Origin of the sequence: Klebsiella ornithinolytica NBRC 105727 = ATCC 31898 (genome assembly GCF_001598295.1) — a bacterium.
Classification (GTDB): domain Bacteria; phylum Pseudomonadota; class Gammaproteobacteria; order Enterobacterales; family Enterobacteriaceae; genus Klebsiella; species Klebsiella ornithinolytica.
In genome coordinates this window covers 31,322-48,558 of sequence record NZ_BCYR01000002.1, presented here as the reverse complement: position 1 = coordinate 48,558, position 17,237 = coordinate 31,322, and the positions used below count along the sequence as shown (strand labels likewise).

General features: G+C 58.6%; 16 protein-coding genes. 7 read left to right on the top strand and 9 right to left on the bottom strand.

The features are described 5' to 3' along the window. Positions 1 to 27: 27 nt before the first annotated feature. Genes ROR01S_RS04205 through ROR01S_RS04190 form a run of 4 tightly spaced genes read right to left on the bottom strand, consistent with a single transcriptional unit; the run spans position 28 to position 6,624 of the window. On the bottom strand, positions 28 to 1,620 hold the full coding sequence (locus ROR01S_RS04205; RefSeq protein ID WP_064359147.1) for a cyclic peptide export ABC transporter: 1,593 nt from the start codon (positions 1,618 to 1,620) through the stop codon (positions 28 to 30). Positions 1,621 to 1,653: 33 nt separating this feature from the next. Further along, a complete protein-coding gene (gene fhuB / locus ROR01S_RS04200) occupies positions 1,654 to 3,636 on the bottom strand; it encodes a Fe(3+)-hydroxamate ABC transporter permease FhuB (protein ID WP_004866695.1) in 1,983 nt (660 codons plus the stop codon). Then, positions 3,629 to 4,486 (bottom strand): ABC transporter substrate-binding protein, encoded by an 858-nt coding sequence (locus tag ROR01S_RS04195; protein ID WP_064359146.1) that lies wholly within the window; start codon positions 4,484 to 4,486, stop codon positions 3,629 to 3,631. Before ROR01S_RS04195 ends, fhuB begins: the two co-directional genes overlap by 8 nt. Positions 4,487 to 4,488: 2 nt before the next feature. Then, on the bottom strand, positions 4,489 to 6,624 hold the full coding sequence (locus tag ROR01S_RS04190; RefSeq protein ID WP_044350317.1) for a TonB-dependent siderophore receptor: 2,136 nt from the start codon (positions 6,622 to 6,624) through the stop codon (positions 4,489 to 4,491). A gap of 178 nt (positions 6,625 to 6,802) precedes the next feature. Here ROR01S_RS04190 and ROR01S_RS04185 point away from each other — a divergent pair, with 178 nt between their 5' ends. Further along, the gene (locus ROR01S_RS04185) at positions 6,803 to 7,555 is read left to right on the top strand and encodes an AraC family transcriptional regulator (protein WP_004866685.1); all 753 of its coding nucleotides are present in this window, start codon (positions 6,803 to 6,805) and stop codon (positions 7,553 to 7,555) included. A 27-nt stretch (positions 7,556 to 7,582) separates the two neighbouring features. On the opposite strand, the gene ROR01S_RS04180 is transcribed toward ROR01S_RS04185, so the two are convergent. Beyond that, positions 7,583 to 8,485 carry a LysR family transcriptional regulator gene (locus tag ROR01S_RS04180; RefSeq protein WP_015585904.1) on the bottom strand — a complete coding sequence of 301 codons (903 nt, stop codon included), beginning with the start codon at positions 8,483 to 8,485 and terminating at the stop codon, positions 7,583 to 7,585. 135 nt (positions 8,486 to 8,620) lie between these two features. On the opposite strand from ROR01S_RS04180, the gene speB reads away from it, so the two are divergent. The 6 genes from speB to ROR01S_RS04150 all read left to right on the top strand — a co-directional run bounded on the left by speB (position 8,621) and on the right by ROR01S_RS04150 (position 13,126). Then, positions 8,621 to 9,592 carry an agmatinase gene (gene speB, locus ROR01S_RS04175; protein ID WP_015585905.1) on the top strand — a complete coding sequence of 324 codons (972 nt, stop codon included), beginning with the start codon at positions 8,621 to 8,623 and terminating at the stop codon, positions 9,590 to 9,592. Between the two features lie 13 nt (positions 9,593 to 9,605). Then, on the top strand, positions 9,606 to 10,424 hold the full coding sequence (locus tag ROR01S_RS04170; protein ID WP_064359145.1) for an ABC transporter substrate-binding protein: 819 nt from the start codon (positions 9,606 to 9,608) through the stop codon (positions 10,422 to 10,424). A gap of 223 nt (positions 10,425 to 10,647) precedes the next feature. Then, positions 10,648 to 10,929, top strand: a complete 282-nt coding sequence (locus tag ROR01S_RS04165; protein ID WP_004866676.1) for a PTS sugar transporter subunit IIB — start codon at positions 10,648 to 10,650, stop codon at positions 10,927 to 10,929. A gap of 3 nt (positions 10,930 to 10,932) precedes the next feature. Continuing rightward, on the top strand, positions 10,933 to 12,297 hold the full coding sequence (locus tag ROR01S_RS04160; RefSeq protein WP_004866671.1) for a PTS galactitol transporter subunit IIC: 1,365 nt from the start codon (positions 10,933 to 10,935) through the stop codon (positions 12,295 to 12,297). After that, positions 12,294 to 12,749: a PTS sugar transporter subunit IIA gene (locus tag ROR01S_RS04155; RefSeq protein ID WP_004866667.1), complete on the top strand. Its 456-nt coding sequence runs from the start codon at positions 12,294 to 12,296 to the stop codon at positions 12,747 to 12,749. The genes ROR01S_RS04160 and ROR01S_RS04155 overlap by 4 nt, the downstream gene beginning before the upstream one ends. 50 nt (positions 12,750 to 12,799) lie before the next feature. Next, complete coding sequence (locus ROR01S_RS04150; RefSeq protein WP_004866665.1) at positions 12,800 to 13,126, top strand: helix-turn-helix domain-containing protein; 327 nt, start codon at positions 12,800 to 12,802, stop codon at positions 13,124 to 13,126. A gap of 22 nt (positions 13,127 to 13,148) precedes the next feature. Here ROR01S_RS04150 and ROR01S_RS04145 read toward each other — a convergent pair whose 3' ends face one another. From ROR01S_RS04145 to ROR01S_RS04130, 4 genes are all read right to left on the bottom strand, one after another. After that, positions 13,149 to 13,943, bottom strand: coding sequence for an SDR family NAD(P)-dependent oxidoreductase (locus ROR01S_RS04145; protein ID WP_064359144.1), 795 nt, complete (start codon positions 13,941 to 13,943; stop codon positions 13,149 to 13,151). An 84-nt stretch (positions 13,944 to 14,027) separates the two neighbouring features. Continuing rightward, complete coding sequence (locus ROR01S_RS04140) at positions 14,028 to 14,960, bottom strand: 2-hydroxyacid dehydrogenase (RefSeq protein WP_004866658.1); 933 nt, start codon at positions 14,958 to 14,960, stop codon at positions 14,028 to 14,030. A gap of 5 nt (positions 14,961 to 14,965) precedes the next feature. Continuing rightward, positions 14,966 to 15,694: a class II aldolase/adducin family protein gene (locus ROR01S_RS04135; RefSeq protein WP_004866655.1), complete on the bottom strand. Its 729-nt coding sequence runs from the start codon at positions 15,692 to 15,694 to the stop codon at positions 14,966 to 14,968. Beyond that, complete coding sequence (locus ROR01S_RS04130; RefSeq protein ID WP_004866653.1) at positions 15,695 to 17,215, bottom strand: amino acid ABC transporter permease/ATP-binding protein; 1,521 nt, start codon at positions 17,213 to 17,215, stop codon at positions 15,695 to 15,697. Positions 17,216 to 17,237: the final 22 nt, after the last annotated feature.

The window sequence follows — 17,237 nt, the reverse complement described above, 5'->3', positions numbered from 1 at the left end:
CGCGCCTCTGCGCGGAGCACGCGCGGACTACACAACCTGCCCAGACTCCAGCTTGATAATCCGATCCGCCAGGTAAAAGTAGCGGTCGTCGTGGGTGATCGCGACGATGGTCCGGCCTTCGGCTTTGAGCATTGGCAACAGCTCCAGGTAAAACACGGCCTTAAACTCCGGGTCCTGATCGGCGGCCCACTCATCAAACAGATACAGCGGGCGCGCCTCCAGCCAGGCCTGCAGCAGCGCCAGCCGCTTGCGCTGTCCCTGCGAGAGGGCGGTCGTCGAAAAACGGCCGTTCTGGAAACGTACTTTATGACTGAGCTTTAGCAGATGCAGCAAATGCGCCACCTGCGCGGGCGTCCGCTCATGGATAAACGCCACGTCGTCAAAAAGAAAAAAATCGCTGAAAACCACAGAGAACAGCTGGCGATAGCCTGCCTGCTGGTCGGCGGCAATCTTGCTGCCGTTCAGTAAAATGGCCCCGCTATCCGGAGGATAAAGGCCGACCAGCAGATTGGCGAGCGTGGTTTTGCCGCTGCCGTTGCCGCCGACCACAAACACCAGTTCCCCGGGCGTAAACTGCAGATTCAGCGGCCCGAGGGTAAAGCGTTCGCCATCTTCTCCCTGGTACTGATAGCGAACCTCTTGCAGCGTCAGGGAGCGGAAGGGCACCGCAGGCAGCGGGCGCTGCGGCTGTTCCGGGGGCAGATGGTCACGCAGGTGCTGCACCCGCTGGAGCGCCACCCGGGCGCTGGCAATCGTTGGCAGCGATGACAGCACGCCTTCGACCGGCACAATCATGTAGAGAAAGATCATGACGTAGCCGGTGATGGTCGCCGGATCCAGCGTCAGGGAGTCCCGCAGGCCGAACAGCACCAGGCCGATAAAGGCAAAAAACAGAATACTTCCCCAGCTGGTGGCCAGCCCGTAGAGGACATACCCGCGGGTCCGTTCCCGGCGGACGGCTTCAATGTTGTCCGCCAGCTCGCCATACACAAATCGCTGGCGGCGAGCGGCATTAAGCCGGTATTCGCGTCCGCCGTCGAACAGTTTTTTGCACTGTTGAATCAAGGTGTCTTCCCGCTGTCGCGACCGGCGCAGCAGGCCGATCGCCCGGCCGTGGGCGGCGCGATAGCCCAGAGTGCCGAGGGCTATCGCCACCAGCGCCAGTGCGAGAACGCTGGCGGAGAGGGTGGCGAGGTAAATCAGGCAGCCGATAATGACCGCGCCGTAGATAAACAGGTTTGGCAGGCTGACAAAAAATACCACCAGGGTGTCAAGATCCTGAGTCAGCACTGACACCGTTTTCGCCATCCCGGCACGCTCCAGCGACAGCCAGCGGGTCTCGCTGACGTGGCGGGTGAGCTCGCCGCGCAGGTGCGCCTTTACTTTCTGCCCGAGAAACATAAACGTGGTCTGCGAGACAATCCGGGTCGCCAGCATCAGCAACGCCAGCAGCGCAAACTGTATTCCCGGAGCGAGAGCGCTTTTCTCCTGCGGCAGCGTCAGACTGTGGTTAATCATAGCCAGCAGCGACGCATTGCTAAACCCGCTGATTAACCCGGCGACAACCGCCAGCAGCAGCCAGCCGCCGACCATACGAAATAAAATCAACAAAACCGACATGCGGCATTCCTTTTTTTCATGGCTTTTTATCTGTTATTCAGCCCCACGCTGGCCCTTTGCGCGAATCAACGGCCAGACCAGCAGCGGGACGCCAATAAGCGAGGCCACCAGTCCGACCGGAAGCTGGCGCGGATAGAGCGCGTTGCGTCCCAGCCAGTCGGCGAGGGTCATAATGCAGGCGGAGAGCAGCGCGGCGGTGTAGAGCTGCGCCAGCGCGCCTTTGACACCGGTTTTACGCGCCAGATGCGGCCCGAGCAGGCCAATAAACGACACCGGGCCAACCAGCAGCGTGGCGAGCCCGGTCATCAGCGCCGCCAGCGTCAGTACCCCGAAACGGGCGCGGGGCAGGGAAAGCCCCAGCGAACCGGCAACCCCGCCGAGCGGCAGCAGCACCAGCCAGCGGCGGAACAGCGGCGTCAGGGTCAGCAAAATCAGGGTGGCAATAAACAGCCACTGCGCCAGAGGGGCGCTGATGTAATAGGTACTGCCGGTCATCAGCGGCAGCAGCACCGAGCTGGCAGCAAGGTTATTGAGCATGACCATGCTCACCGCCGCCTGGCACAGGGCATTGAGGGCGACGCCATTGAGTAACACCCGCTGCGGATTAAAGGCGCTGCGGCGGCTGTTCCACATCGTCAGCAGCAGGCTGATAAGCGCGCCGCAGAGGCTGCTGAACAGCAAAAAAGTGCTGCCGTGGGTGGGAAACAGCAAAATATACACGGTCACCCCCATCGCCGCGCCGCCGCCGATACCCAGCACTTCAGGACTGGCGAGCGGATTGCCGCTAACCCGCTGCATCAGTACCCCCGCGCCAGCCAGCAACGCGCCGGCGCTAATGGCCGCCAGCAGACGCGGCAGCCGTAAAGGCAGCAGCTGAGCCAGCTCAGCCGAATGCGCCCAGTGCCAGTGGGCCAGACCATGGCCGAAAAACAGCGAGATAGCCACGGATACCGCGAGGGCGAGCACTGCCGCCCAGGGAATCCAACGGCTGGTGTGGGACGACATCTGCGGCGGCGGGGCGGTATCCAGACTCTGCTGACGGGCGAAGCGTGCCAGCAGGATCAGCAGCGGTCCGCCGGTCAGGGCGGTTAACATCCCCACCGGCAGCAGCTGGCCGTTAAACAGGGAAACACGTGAAACGCAAAGGTCGGTAAACCACAGCAGGCCTGAGCCGGTCAGGGCGCTATGCAACACCAGCTGGCGCGAGGTGCGCGCGCCGCCAAAACGGGCGAGATGCGGTGCGGCAAGACCAATGAAGCCGATGACGCCGACGGCATTGATGATAAGCGCGCTCATCACCAGCGCCAGCAGCACCGCGGCGGCACGAATCCGCAGCGGTGAAGCGCCAAGACTATTCACCATGGTTTCCGGGAGCTGCAGCAGCTCCAGCGGGCGAAATAGCAGCATCAGTAGCCCGACGCACAGCGCCAGCCACGGCAGCAGCGCCAGCAGCAGATGGCTGTCCTCCTGCGCCAGCGAACCGCCGCCCCACATCAGCACGGTCAGCAGGAAACGGTCGTTGATAATGGCGATCAGCATGGTCAGCGCACCGCACCACAGGTTAATCATCATTCCCGCCTGAATCATCACCAGCGGAGAGAGGCGCTGGCGCCAGCTCAGAAGCAGAACCAGCAGCAGTGCGACCAGCTCGCCGCCGATAATCATCCCCATCCGCATTCCGCCGGTCAGCGCCGGTAGCCACAGCGACGCCAGGCCCATCGCCAGGGTTGCGCCGGAAGTCATCCCGAGGGTGATCGGCTCCGCCAGCGGGTTGCGCAGCGCGCGTTGCATCAGCCAGCCGCACAGCCCGAGCGTCGCGCCGCCTACGATGGCCATCCCCTGTCGTGGAAGCCACATGCTGTGCAGGATAATCGTCGTCGGCTGAACGTTGTGGGCATCGAACAGCGCGGCAAACCCGCCCTGATGCCGCACATCGCCGACCGCCAGCAGCAGAGAAGCCAGCCACAGCATGCCGATAACGCCCCAGGAGAGATGACGGGAAAAGGGCTCATGCATCGCGCCACCCCGCCATCAGCTGGCTGAAAATATCGGCAAAACGCCCGGCGGTGATCAGTGCGCCGGCGTCGCTGATGGGCTGCTCAATCAGCGCGAGTGGATAGCGTGAAGTCAGCGGCAGGCTTCGCCACAGCCGGCTTTGCTGCCAGTGCGCTACCGCCTCACGCTGATCCGCCGCGACCAGCAGGATCGGTCGGGCATCGAGGGTGGCGATACGGGTAAGCTCCACCAGGACGTTGCCTTCGGCGCCGCCGCTTGCACGCCAGGCGTTGCGCATCCCGCAGGCCGCCAGTACATCGCCCGGCAGACTACCGGCGGTATACAACCGCAGGTGTAACGCATCCACCGGGGAAGCGAACAAGACCGGCTGAAGCAGTTTCTGCGCATAGCCGCGGGCACGGATAATGCGCTGGGACAGAGCGGCGATCAGCGCGGCCGCCTGGGGTTCACGTTTAAGTACGATACCCAGCTGTTGCGTGGCGCTAATAAAGGCGCTGAGGCCATGGGCGGGCAGCGTCACGAGGGGGGCCACCTGCGCCAGAGCCGGTTTTAACAGGGCGTGTTGGGGAGTGATCACAATTGTGTCCGGTTTCAACGCATAGAGCGTTTCCAGATTAGGTTGAAACAACAGGCCTAAATCCTGCACCGCTGCCGGCAGAGTCGGAACGGAGATCAGTTTGCGATACCAGTCCGGCGCCGAAACCCCCGCTGGCGTAATGCCGAGAGCGAGGATCATTTCGGTCAGCCCCCAGTCCAGTACCGCCAGTCGCTGTGGCACAGGCGAACTGCTGGCCCACGACAGAGCGGGGGCCAGCAGGGCAGCAGTGAGCAACCTGCGTCGTGACAGCATGGCTACCACTTGTAGTTCACGGTGGCAATCAGCTGGCGTTTCATCGCATATTCGCAGCCGTTATCCTGACACGAGGCGAGATAGGTTTTATCCGTCAGGTTGGCGGCGTTAAGCGCCACGCCCCATTCACGCCACTGGTAGCCAATTCGCGCGTCGTACACCGTCGCCGCCGGGACTTTCAGGCTGTTATCGCTGGTGGCATAGCTGCTGCCGATATAACGCACGCCGCCGCCCAGCGAGAAACCGTCGAGCGGGCCGCTCAGCGCATACTGGGTCCACAGTTTGGCGCTGTGACGGGAAATCCCCACCGGATGTTTGCCTTCCGTGCCGTCGTTAGCGCTGGTGACTTTCGGGTCGGTGAAGGCCCAGGATGCCAGTACCGACCAGGCCGGGGTGAGGTTGATTTTGCCGTCCAGTTCGACGCCGCGAGAACGGATCTCACCGGTTTGCACGCTGAAGTTGGCATGATCCGGGTCCGGAGTGGCGACGTTGGTTTCACGCAGGTTAAACAGCGCAAGGGTAAACAGCGCATCGAGGCCAACCGGATCGTACTTCAGACCAATCTCCGACTGTTTACCTTCGGTGGGCTTAAATGCGTGGCCGTAGAAATCGGTATTGCTGCTCGGCACGAACGACGTCGAATAGCTGATGTACGGCGCCAGTCCGTTGTCGAAGTGGTAGAGCAGCCCGGCGCGGCCGGTGGTGGCGTAATCGTTACGTTCGCTGCGGCTATCGGTAAGCAGATCGGTGCTTTTCGTTTTCGCCGCATCGTACCGCCCGGCGAGATTGACGATCCAGTTATTCCACTCCAGCTGATCCTGTAAATAGAACCCGGTTTGATCCAGAGTTGAGTGGGTATTGCTGGTGAAGGCCGGTTTTTCAACCGGGGTGCTGTAGTCCGGATCGAGATAGTTGATCGGGCTGGCATCGCCGTAGCCGGCCTGGCTGCGTACCGAAGTGTGCATCCGGTCGATTCCCGCCAGCAGAACGTGAGCGATCGGGCCACTTTGCAGGTGAAACTCCGCCTGGTTGTCCACCGCAAAGTTGGACATGGTCTCTTTCAGGTTCATCGAATAGCGGTCTATCAACGGCGCGTCGGCGTGCTCGCCCCACGGATAAACCATCAGATAGTTACCTGTACTGCTGATATAGCGCAGGTTCTGACGGAAGGTGACCGTATCGTTAAAGTCATGGCGGAACTGATAGCCAATACTGCCCTGTTCACGCTCGTACTTATCAAAACCGGGCTGTCCGCCGTAGAAGCTGGTGGAGATCTGCCCGTTAGGGTTATGGGTCAGGGTGCCTGAGATCGGCATCTGGTTGTAGAAGCCGCTGTCCGGGTCTTTGCGCAGCTGTGCAAGGAGGGTCAGGCTGGTTCGCTCGTTCGGCTGCCAGGTCAGCGAAGGGGCAATATCATAGTGCTGGTAGCGGGTGTGATCGACCTGGGTTTGCGTATCGAAAAAGGTCCCTGCGACGCGGCCCAGTAGCGTTTTGTCGGCGTTCAGCGGGCCGGTAACGTCGAAACCGGTGCCAAACAGGTTGTTATTGCCCGCGGTGACATACACCTGACCGCCGGCGTCAGCCTGCGGGGTTTTGCTCACCATATTGACGATCCCGCCCGGATTGGCCTGCCCGTAGAGCACCGATGCCGGCCCTTTGACCACCTCTATGCGCGAGAGCAGGAACGGATCCCACGCCGGGCGGCTCCACCAGGCTTCACGCGGCAGACGCAGGCCGTCGAGATATTCGTCGGCTTCGAATCCACGCACGATAATGGTGTCGAAACGGGTATCCGGCCCGGCGTTTTCCGAGGCGACGCCGGAGACGTAGCGTAGTGCTTCCGGAATCGTCTTTGCCGCCTGCGCCTCAATTTGCGCCTGGGTGATGACGGCAATACTTTGCGACGTCCGGCTAATCAACTGGCTGGATTTACTGCCCGCCGTCGCGCTGTGCGCAACGATGTTGCTCTCGTCATCCTGCCCCTGCGCACCGGCATCGGCGGTAACCACTATCGTCTGTTCTTTTGTGCTATCCTGCCCGTTATCCGCAGTGAACGCTTGCCCGCTGTATCCTGCGATGATCGTACATGCCAGTACTTTCAACGGTTTATCCCTGAGAAACTTGCCAATCTGTCTCATAGCATTTCCGACTGTTATTAGAATTGGATGGAAATGATAATTATTCAACTTCAAAAGAGAAGCCTGTCCATGGCAGAATGGCGCGACTGGTCACCTGGATGTCGCCATTCGGACAAAAGTTGTCTCTAAACGCAGCAGTACGGATAAATGGTGAGAATCGGACAAAGGGCAGGTGAAGATGACAATCCCGCACGCTATTGAAGGGCTACGCCAGCTGAAATATACCCCCGGCAGCGAAGAGCCGGTTCATCAGCATGAACAAGGGCAACTGATCTACCCGCTGCGCGGTGTGGCAAAAATTGTGACTCCGCAGCATATCTGGCTGCTGTCGCCCGGTCGTGCCATCTGGCTGCCCGGCGGTTTGTCGCACGGTCTGCAGGCGATTGATCACGTCGTGACGCAAAATCTCTATTTAACCCCTCAGGCCTCGCGTCAGTTTGGCCTTCAGTGCCGTGGACTGGCCGCTACCCCGCTACTGCATACCCTGATTGCAGCCGGTCTGGAAGAGACCGTGTCGACGGAACGTCAGGCGCTGATTCTGGCGTTGTTGAGCGACGAGCTGGCCCGCTTGCCTGCCAGCATGCTGTGCCATGTCATTCTCCCCAGCGACCGGCGCGTGCGCCAGGTGTGCGATACCCTTTGCCGCGAGCTGGACCATGCGGCCACGCTGGCGTGGTGGGGGCAAAAAGTGGGGGCCAGCGAGCGCACGCTGGCGCGGTTGTTCCGCGAAGAGACCCATCTCAGTTTCTCAGAATGGCGTCAGCAGATTCGTCTGCTGGAGGCGGTATGCAATCTCGCGCGCGGCGTGACGGTGAGCAAACTGGCTCATGAACTGGGGTACGCTAGCGCCAGCGCGTTTATCGCGATGTTCCGTAAAAAGCTTGGCGTGTCGCCGCAGCGCTACATTCTGGCCACCGGCGGCCGGGAGTAAGCGTCAGATTTTTCCGCCCTGCGGCCTTTAGCCTTTTCGCCCTTTCACGCGAGCGCGGACGGTATCCCGCATCGCGCGAATTAACGTCTCTTTGCTGCGCCCGCGGCGAAAGATCAGCGAAAAGGGAGCCTGGTAGCCATATTCTGTCGGCAGCAGGGCGCGCAGCTTTTGCGCTTGTACCCACGGCAGCGCATAGTGCTCCGGCAGATAGCCGATATATTTGCCGGACAAGATGAGCATCAGCTGTGCTTCCATACTTTCGGCGCTGGCTTCGCTCTGCTTAAAGCCTTTACGCCCCAAATCACTGTTGCTCCAGTAGCTGCGGGTGACCATCCGCATCGGCGAAATCAGCGCTTCCGTCAGATGTTTAACGGTAAAGAGCGGGTGCTTATCGCCGCAGTAGAGCCAGTTTTGTTCGCGATAGAGCGGATGAGAAATCACGCTGTTGGCCTGAAGTGAGAAGGTCCCGACGGCGAGATCCAGTTCGTTATTCAACACGCCCTGTAAAAGCGCGTTCGGACTTCTGACCTGCAGGTTTATCTGTACCCGCGGGAAGCGTTCGCTGAATGTCGCAATAATATCGCTCATGGGCAGCATCGGATCGGTAATCGTAGAATCGATGACGCCAAGATTAAAGATCCCGGTTTGCTCGCCCCGCAGAGTGGCCGTATTGCGTTCGAAATCCTCCAGCGAATTCAGCAAATCGATGCTTTGCTGAAGGACGGTTTCCCCTTTTTCCGTCAGCGAAAATCCGCCTCTGCCACGGCGACACAGAATGATTCCCAGCTTCTCTTCAAGCTCACTCATATAGTTGCTGATGGCCGAAACCGTCAGGTTAAGCTCCTGCTGGGCGTTGGCGTAGCCCTGATATTTTGCGACGGTGATAAAAACGTGTAACAGGCGCAGATTGGGAAATTTGCCCACTGACATAGGGGAATACTCCACTGTAAGTCCCGGGTTTTGTTTTTATTTTTCTAAACTAATTTTTTGGCTTTGACTATTTTTTCTCTGTACTACGTTCCGCAGTATCTCTTTATCGCCCCGATAAGCCATGGAGAAACTGCAATGACATCCGCAACTGAACATGAGTACCCGCAGCCGCAGGATGGTGAAATTCCGCGCTTCAGCGGATTACCGACCTTTTTCCGTCTTCCGTTTGCCCCGCAGACCAGCGAACTGGATATCAGCGTGGTGGGGGTGCCGTGGGATGGCGGAACCACTAACCGTGCCGGCACACGCCACGGGCCGCGCGAACTGCGCAATGCCTCCAGCCTGGTGCGGCGGATCCATCCGGTGACCCGCCGCTCTCCCTACGATTATGCGCGGGTGGGCGATCTGGGCGATGTGCGAATTAATCCCGTGGATATGCAGGATAGCCTGGCGCGCATTGAGGCCTGGTATCACGCCCTTAATCAGCAGCAGGTAATGCCGTTAACCGCGGGGGGCGACCATCTCACCACCTTGCCGATTTTGCGGGCGCTGGGACGGAATAAGCCGCTGGGCATGATCCATTTTGATGCCCATTCGGACACCAACGACAGCTATTTTGGCGGTGAGCGCTTTACCCACGGCACCCCGTTTCGCCGCGCCGTGGAAGAGGGGGTTCTCGACCCGAGACGCACGGTGCAAATCGGTATTCGCGGCGCGCTGTTCTCCGCGGATGAACACCGCTGGGCGGAGGAAAACGGCATCACGATTATCCGTATGGAGCAGGTCAATGAACTGGGCGTCGAGCGGGTGATGCAGCGGGCGCGGGAGATTGTCGGCGACCAGCCCACCTACATCAGCTTTGATATCGACGTGCTGGATCCGGTCTATGCCCCCGGCACCGGAACGCCGGAAATTGGCGGTATGACCACCTTGCAGGCGCAGCATTGTCTCCGCCAGCTTGCCGGGTTGAACCTGATTGGTGCCGACCTGGTGGAGGTGTCGCCGCCGTTTGACCAGGGCAATCTCACCAGCCTGACCGGCGCGACCCTGATGTTCGAACTGCTTTGCCAGCTTGCCGATGCTCATCATCGGCGCATTTCTGCTTAACCGGAGCCAACTGATGAAAAAATGTCTCTCACTAGGTTATCTTGCGACCACGCTGGGACTGGCGTTGGGGCTGGCATCGGCGGCCAATGCCGCCGATGTCACTCTCTCACCGGGAAAAATAAAAATAGCTATGGAAGTGGCCTACCCGCCATTTGAATCCTGGCAGGATGACGCCATCGTGGGGTTCGATGCCGAACTGGCGGCGCTGCTCAGCCAGCAAACAGGCTTAACGCTCCAGCTGGTGGATACGAAATTCAGCAGCCTGATCCTTGGTCTGAGCGGCGGGCGCCAGGATGCGGTGATCTCGGCGCTCTATATCACTGAGGAACGTACCCGTCAGGCGGATGCTATCCCGTACGCCAACACCGGGGCCTATATTATGGTGCGCAGCGACAGTCCCGTGGCGCCGCAAACGGAACACGATCTCTGTGGGCTAACCGTCGGACTACAGCAGGGGACTTCATGGGTGAAAAAGCTGCAGGCGCTTTCGGCAGGCGATTGCCAGCAGCAGGGCAAAGGGGCTATTGAGATTAAAGAGTTCCCGACCTCGCCGGAGACGCTGCAGGCGCTGCTCTCCGGAAATATTCAGGCCCAGGTGGATATCGCTGGCGTGGTCAGCCTGTTTACCCAGCGTAGTAAAGGCCGCCTGAAGGTGAGTTCCCCGCAGACGATTTACCCGCAAACGCTGGGGATTTACGTTCGCAAAGGCAACACGGCGCTGGCGCAGCAGCTGACTTCGGCATTGAAAACGCTGCGTGACAACGGGGAATATCATGCTTTGCTGCAGAAATATGCCGCCTACGGTATTACGGATAACGCGCCGCAGCCCTGAGATGAAAAGCGGAAATGTTGTGATGAACGAGCCATTTAATGAGAGCTATATCACGGTTTTTGCCTGATTATCGTTCAGATAAAACTTAATTCTCATAGTTATCAATTGATTACTGTCTTTTTACCATCCTTTGTGTATTCAGTGTGTAAAATTACACACTGATCACAATTCCTCTCCCCTCCGCATGTTTTAATTCCCCTCACCAAAACAGAGAGGAATTCATATGAAACACATGATGATTTGCTGCGGCGCTGGCGTAGCGACCAGCACCGTCGCCTTAAATAAACTGCAGGACTTCCTGAAAAAAGAAAATATCCTCGATAAGGTTCGTATTTCACAAGGTACCGTGGCGGAAGCCAAAACCCGTGACGATGTCGATTTTATCGTCTCGACGTCGCCCGTTGCGCTGTCCGTTCCGGTCATTAACGCTCTGCCGCTATTAACCGGCATGGGTACCGATAAAGTGTTCAGCAGCGTGAAAGAATTAATTCTCGCCGAGGGTTAAGCCATGTTTATTGTTGATTACATCGTGGGTTTAGGCGCATCGGTGATGATGCCGCTGATATTTATGCTCCTCGGTCTATTATTACGTCTGTCCCTCAGTAAAGCCCTGAAAGCGGGCTTAATGGTGGGGATCGGGTTTATCGGCTTAAGCATTACGGTGAACCTGATGATCGATTCTCTGACGCCCGTCAGCCACGCGCTGGTAGAGCGTTTCGGTCTGAATCTGAACGTGCTGGATGTGGGCTGGCCCGCGGCAGCGGCGGTGGCGATGGGGACGCGCGTCGGAGCGCTGGTGATTCCGGTGTGCGTGGCGATTAACGTGCTGATGCTGTACACCAAAACCACCCGGGTGTTGAACGTCGATATCTGGAACCTGTGGCATCACGCGTTTACCGGCTCACTGGTGACGATTATTACCGATAGCCTGTGGCTGGGGATATTTGCCGCCGGGATTAACTGCATTATTACGATGGTGATTGCCGACCGTACCAGCGGCGATGTTGAAAAATATTTAAATCTGCCCTCTATTTCGGTGCCACACGGTTTCTCCGCTTCATTTGTTCCGGCGGCATGGCTGGTGAATGCTATTGTCGACCGTATTCCGGTGGTGCGTGATATTAAAATTGATACGGAAGTGATTCAGCGGAGATTATCTATTCTCGGCGACCCGGCTTCCCTCGGGGCTATTATCGGCGCGCTTCTCGGCATTATTGCCGGCATTGAAGTCAAGGCTATTTTGCAAACTGCGATTACCATGGCGGCGGTGATGACCATTATTCCGCGGATGGCGAAGATGCTGATGGAAGGGGTCTATCCGATCAGTGAGCGTATTCAGGAAATTGCCCAGTCACGAGCCGGATCGTTCGGTAAAATTGCCATTGGTCTGGACTCTGCCGTCAGCGTCGGGCATCCGGTCACGCTGTCCGTTTCGATGCTGATGATTCCGGTGATGCTGGTTCTCGCGGCCATCATTCCCGGCAACCAGTTCCTGCCTTTTGCGTCATTAACCGGTTTACCCTTTGCCTTTGTTCTGGTAACGGCGGTATGCCGCGGCGATATGTTCCGCACGCTGCTGACCGGGCTGTTAACCCTGAGCCTGGCGCTGCTGATTGGTACCAACCTGGCGCCGATTGTCACCAGCACCGCGGTCAGCACTGGCTTCTCGCTGCCGCAGGGCACCACCAGTATCAGTAGCGTGGATTATGCCGGGGCCATGTTGCCGTGGGCGATTATCCAGAGCTTCCACCTCAAAGAAATTGGCGTCGGGATTCTGACCCTGTGCACCCTCGCGCTGGTGTTGTGGAATCGCCGCAAACTGGCCCAGGAAAATGAACAGCCGGCAGAAGCGGCGACGGAGGCAGGAAAATGATGTTTAGCGCTCAGCGAGTGGTGACATTTAACGAGGCCGTGAGTCGGACGGCCTTACTAACCCGCCTTGCCCAAAGTCTGCTGGCGGATGGTCTGGTAAAACCGAGTTTCACCGACGGCGTGCTCGCTCGTGAGGAGCGCTACCCGACGGGGATCTTTATGGAGACCCACAGCGTCGCCATTCCGCATACCGAGTTTGAGCATGTTAACCACACCGGGTTTGCCATCGGTATCAATCGGGCCGGCGTGGCGTTTCACCGTACCGATGAGCCGGAAGAGAGGGTGGTGCCGGAGATCGTGGTCATGATGGCCATTGATAAAACTTGCGAAAAAGTGGCAATTATTCAATCCTTATTCGCATTATTAGCCGATCGCGATCGCGTTAACGATATCGTTAAAATGACGCCAGAGGAGATTGCAAAAGTGTTCACCGATGCCGTCGTCACGCAGTAAGATAAAATGATGGGCGCCAGACGGTGAGGCCGGAAGCGGAGAGGGGAAAGATGTTACGAATCAGCGACGTCATAGAGTTAGCGATGGTCAGTCGCAAGACTATCTATAACGCGATCAACAGCGGCCGGCTGAAGTATCAGCTGGTGAATGTTGATAACCGCCAGGTTCGTATGTTCCTTGAAGAGGATGTGTTTGAAGCCTTTCCAAAAACCAGCCGCAGCACCACGCAAGAGCAGGAGATGCAGGCGCTACGGGAGGAGGTGGCTTCCCTCAAGTTTGCCCTTGCGGAACTGCAAAAGGCGGTCAACGCCATGGACCCTGAAGGTCAGTTCGAAATGACGTCGGTTAACGATCCGGCCAAAAAGCCCGGCCGCTAGTCAGCGGGCGGGCGCTAAGCGGTCAGACAATATCATCTACCACGCCGCCATCGACGCGCAGCGCCGCGCCGGAGGTGGCGGAGGCCTGAGTTGAGCAGACGTACACCACCATATTAGCCACTTCATCAACCGATGCCGCCCGCTGGATCACCGAGCTGGGGCGATGGGTCATCACAAACTCTTTGGCGAGCTGGTCCAGCGGTTTACCGGTTTTCGCTACCTCGTCTTTCATCATTTCGGCAAAGCCATCGGAAATCGTCGGGCCGGGCAACACGCTGTTCACCGTCACGCCGCTACCGGCTACAAATTTCGCCAGCCCGCGCGCCAGCGACAGCTGAGCGGTTTTGGTCACACCATAGTGAATCATGTCCGCCGGAATGTTGCGCGCCGACTCCGAGGAGATAAACACCACCCGGCCCCAGCCTTTTTGCACCATCGCCGGCAGCAGCGCACGCGACAGCCTTACGCCGGACATAACGTTGGTCTGCCAGTAGTTTTCCCAGATGGCATCGTCGGTGTCGTAGAAGTCCAGCGGGCCATAAATCCCGGCGTTATTGACCAGAATATCGACGCCGTTTACCGCCTGCAGGAGCTGCGCGACCCCTTCGCCACCGCTGAGGTCGGCAACGGCAGCGCGCGGCCTGGCGCCGGGTACCTCGTTTTGCAGGCGAGCGATGGCCTCGTTGACGCTACGCTCGCTGCGCCCGTTGACCACCACCTCCGCGCCGCTGGCCGCCAGCCCTTTGGCGACAGCAAAGCCAATTCCGGCCGTGGATGCGGTCACCAGCGCAACTTTCCCCGAAAGATCAATCTTCATAACTCTGGCCTTATGTGTTGTCAGACAGACCATTAAGCGTAGCAGCTGATGAGGGCGCAGGCCGGGGATCGCCTGAGTAAAGGCTCAATAACCCCGCTGTTTATCCACCAGATTGTTCAGCGGCAGCGCACGCTGCTGGCGGTGAATGTTCTCCAGCAGCTGGCGGGCAATCACCTCCGCCGGCGCGATCGAGGCCATATGTGGGGTGATGACCACCTGCGGATGCAGCCAGAGCGGGTCGTCCTGCGGCAGGGGTTCAACGGGGAAGACATCCAGTACCGCGCCCGCCAGCCGGCCGCTATCCAGCGCCTGCAGAATATCGTGATTCACCATATGTTCGCCGCGCCCGCAGTTGATGAGTACCGCGCCTGCGGGAAGCCGATCGAGCAGCGGCCGGGCGAGAATACCGCGAGTCTGTTCGGTGAGCGGCAGAACGTTGATCAGCGCATCCAGCTCAGCAAAAAATTCACCGGCCTGCGCATCGCCGTGATAGCACCGGACGCCGGGGAGTTGTTTCTCGCTGCGCGCCCAGCCAGAAACGTGATACCCCAGCCCGGCGAGGCGGGTGGCGATATAACCGCCGATTTCGCCAAGTCCCATAACGCCAATGCGAAAATCGCTGGCGGCCCGCTGCGGATAGATCTTCCAGACCCTCTGGCGTTGATGCGCCAGCGCGCGGTCGAAGCTGCGCTGAAACCACAGCACGCCCCATAGCGCGTACTCGAACATCCCGTGACGGAAATCCTCATCCACCACCCGGCAGAGCGGAACAGAGCTGGCGAACAGGTTATCGGGGAGATGGTCTACCCCGGCCGATGCGGCCTGGATTAATTTTAATGCCGGCGAACGCGTCAGCAGGCTGGTATCGGGAAACCAGCAGCTGGCATATTCCGCGGTGCGTGCCGCCGGATGTTCGGGCAAGACCGCGGTCACGTCCGGGAACAGCCGCAGCGCCTCGCAAATCTCGCGGGCATAGTTCTGGTCATTGCAATCGACAACGATAGTCAGGTTTGGCATAGGCGTTAGTCTTTGTAAGAAGTGTCGAGACGGTTCAGGCGGCGCAACCACGCCTGCCAGACCAGCTGGCGCTCATGTTCCACGCCCATCAGCTGTTCGCAGGCATGCTGGCTCAGGTGGGCAGGAATGGTGTGGATGGCGCTGAGCGGAGCGAGCTGGGCGCTGGCCATTTGAATTTCGCAGGCGCGGTTGAGGTAGTACATGATGTAAAACGCGTCGGCGACGGTACGCCCGACCGACAGCAGGCCGTGGCTTTGCAGAATCATGGCGATATGATCCCCCAGCGAGCGCTGAATACGTTCGCGTTCGTCGAGGTCAAACGCCACGCCCTCATACGGGTGATAGCCGACGCGCTGATAAAACTCGGTGCTGATCTGGTTAAGCTGTAACAATCCCTGCTGGCAGGCGGCGACCGCCATGCCCGGCAGCGTATGGGTATGGATGACGCAATGCGCATCTTCCCGCGCCATATGCACCGCGCTGTGGATGGTAAAGCCGGCCGAGTTGGCCGGAGCGTGGCCCTCTACGACCTTTCCCTGCATATCGACGACGATGAGATTACTGGCCGTCACCTCATCGAACATCATGCCGAACGGGTTAATCAGAAACCGCGGTTCGCCGTCGCCCGGCAGGCGCACGGAAAAGTGGGTGTAAAGCGTATCTTCCCAGCCAAACAGCGCCGCAAGCCGGTAGGCGGCAGCCAGATCCTGGCGTAGTTCACGTTCAGTCGTCATTTATTGCACTCCCATAAATTCACGTATGCGGCTCAGCGCCGGATCTTCCGCGCCGTTGCGGATGCGCTGTGGAGGCACATCGCTCGCCACGACGCCGTTTTCCATCATCACCACCCGGTCAGAGATGGATAAAGCGAAGTCCATCTCATGGGTGACGATCAGCATCGTCATCCCTTCACGGGCAAGAGACTGAATCACCTTCAGCACTTCCCCCACCAGTTCGGGATCCAGCGCGGAGGTGGGTTCGTCAAACAGCATGATGTCCGGTTTTAAAGCCAGCGCTCTGGCGATGGCGACGCGCTGCTGCTGGCCGCCGGAGAGCTGCCAGGGGTATTTTTCGGCATGGGCCAGCAGGCCGACGCGATCCAGCAGATAGAGGGCCTGCTCTCTGGCCACCCGCTGCTCAACCAGCTTGTGATACAGCGGGGCGAGCATGACGTTATCGAGCACCGTGCGGTGAGGGAACAGGTTGAAACTCTGGAAAACCATGCCGATACGCCGCACGCCGGCGCGCATCTGCGGCTTATCCACGATTGCCGCCCCCTTAAGGTAATCTTCGCCATAGAGCACGATCTCCCCGGCATCGATGCTTTCCAGCGCGTTAATGGTGCGGATAAGGGTGGTTTTGCCGGACCCCGACGGCCCGATGATGCTGATGACCTGACCGTTTTCGACTTTCAGATCGATACCTTTCAGGACCTGATGCTGGCCCCAGGATTTCTCGATCGCGCGCAGATCGAGCGCCGGCGGGTTACCGCTGGTGGGTTCGGCTTTCGCCGTATGCTGCGGCGCCTTCAGCGACTGACGCAGGGCGTCACACTCGGCGTCATTGAAGGTCTGCGGGCGCTTTTGCTGAATATCCAGTACATTTTCCAGCGCCCGGAACAGCCAGGTGAAGACCGTTACCACCATGACGTAGTAGACCGCGACCGCCAGCAGCGTCTCCATGACGAGGAAGTTTTGCGCATACAGGCGCTGTCCGGTGAGCAGCAGCTCCGGAAGTGAAATAACCGATAATATTGAGCTGAGCTTAATAATCGTGATGTATTCATTAATCAGGGTGGGTAACGAAATACGAAACGCCTGCGGAATAATAATTAAGCGCTGAATGCCAATAAAGCTGAAACTTAATGCGTGACCGGCTTCACTTTGTCCTTTCGCCACTGACATTAATCCGCCGCGATGGATTTCCGCCATATACGCTGCTTCGGTAACGGTCATCGACACTAATCCGGCAATAAACGGAATACCGAGCAGCGGCTGCGTAACCGGAAAGAGCTGCGGCAGGTTATAGACAAAGACCAGCAGCACCATTAACGGCACGCTGCGAAAAAACCAAATATAGAGTTCGACGGGAACCTTTAGCCAGCGCGGACCTGAGAGCTTCGCGCAGGCTAATAAAAATCCTAATACCAGGCCAATAAACCAGGACAATGAACTGACGACGATGACGGTGATACACGCCTGCCAGAATGCCCCAACGCTAAATAATGAGAAAAAGTATCCCCAATCGAACTCCATACCGACTCCTGTTGCTCGTGTG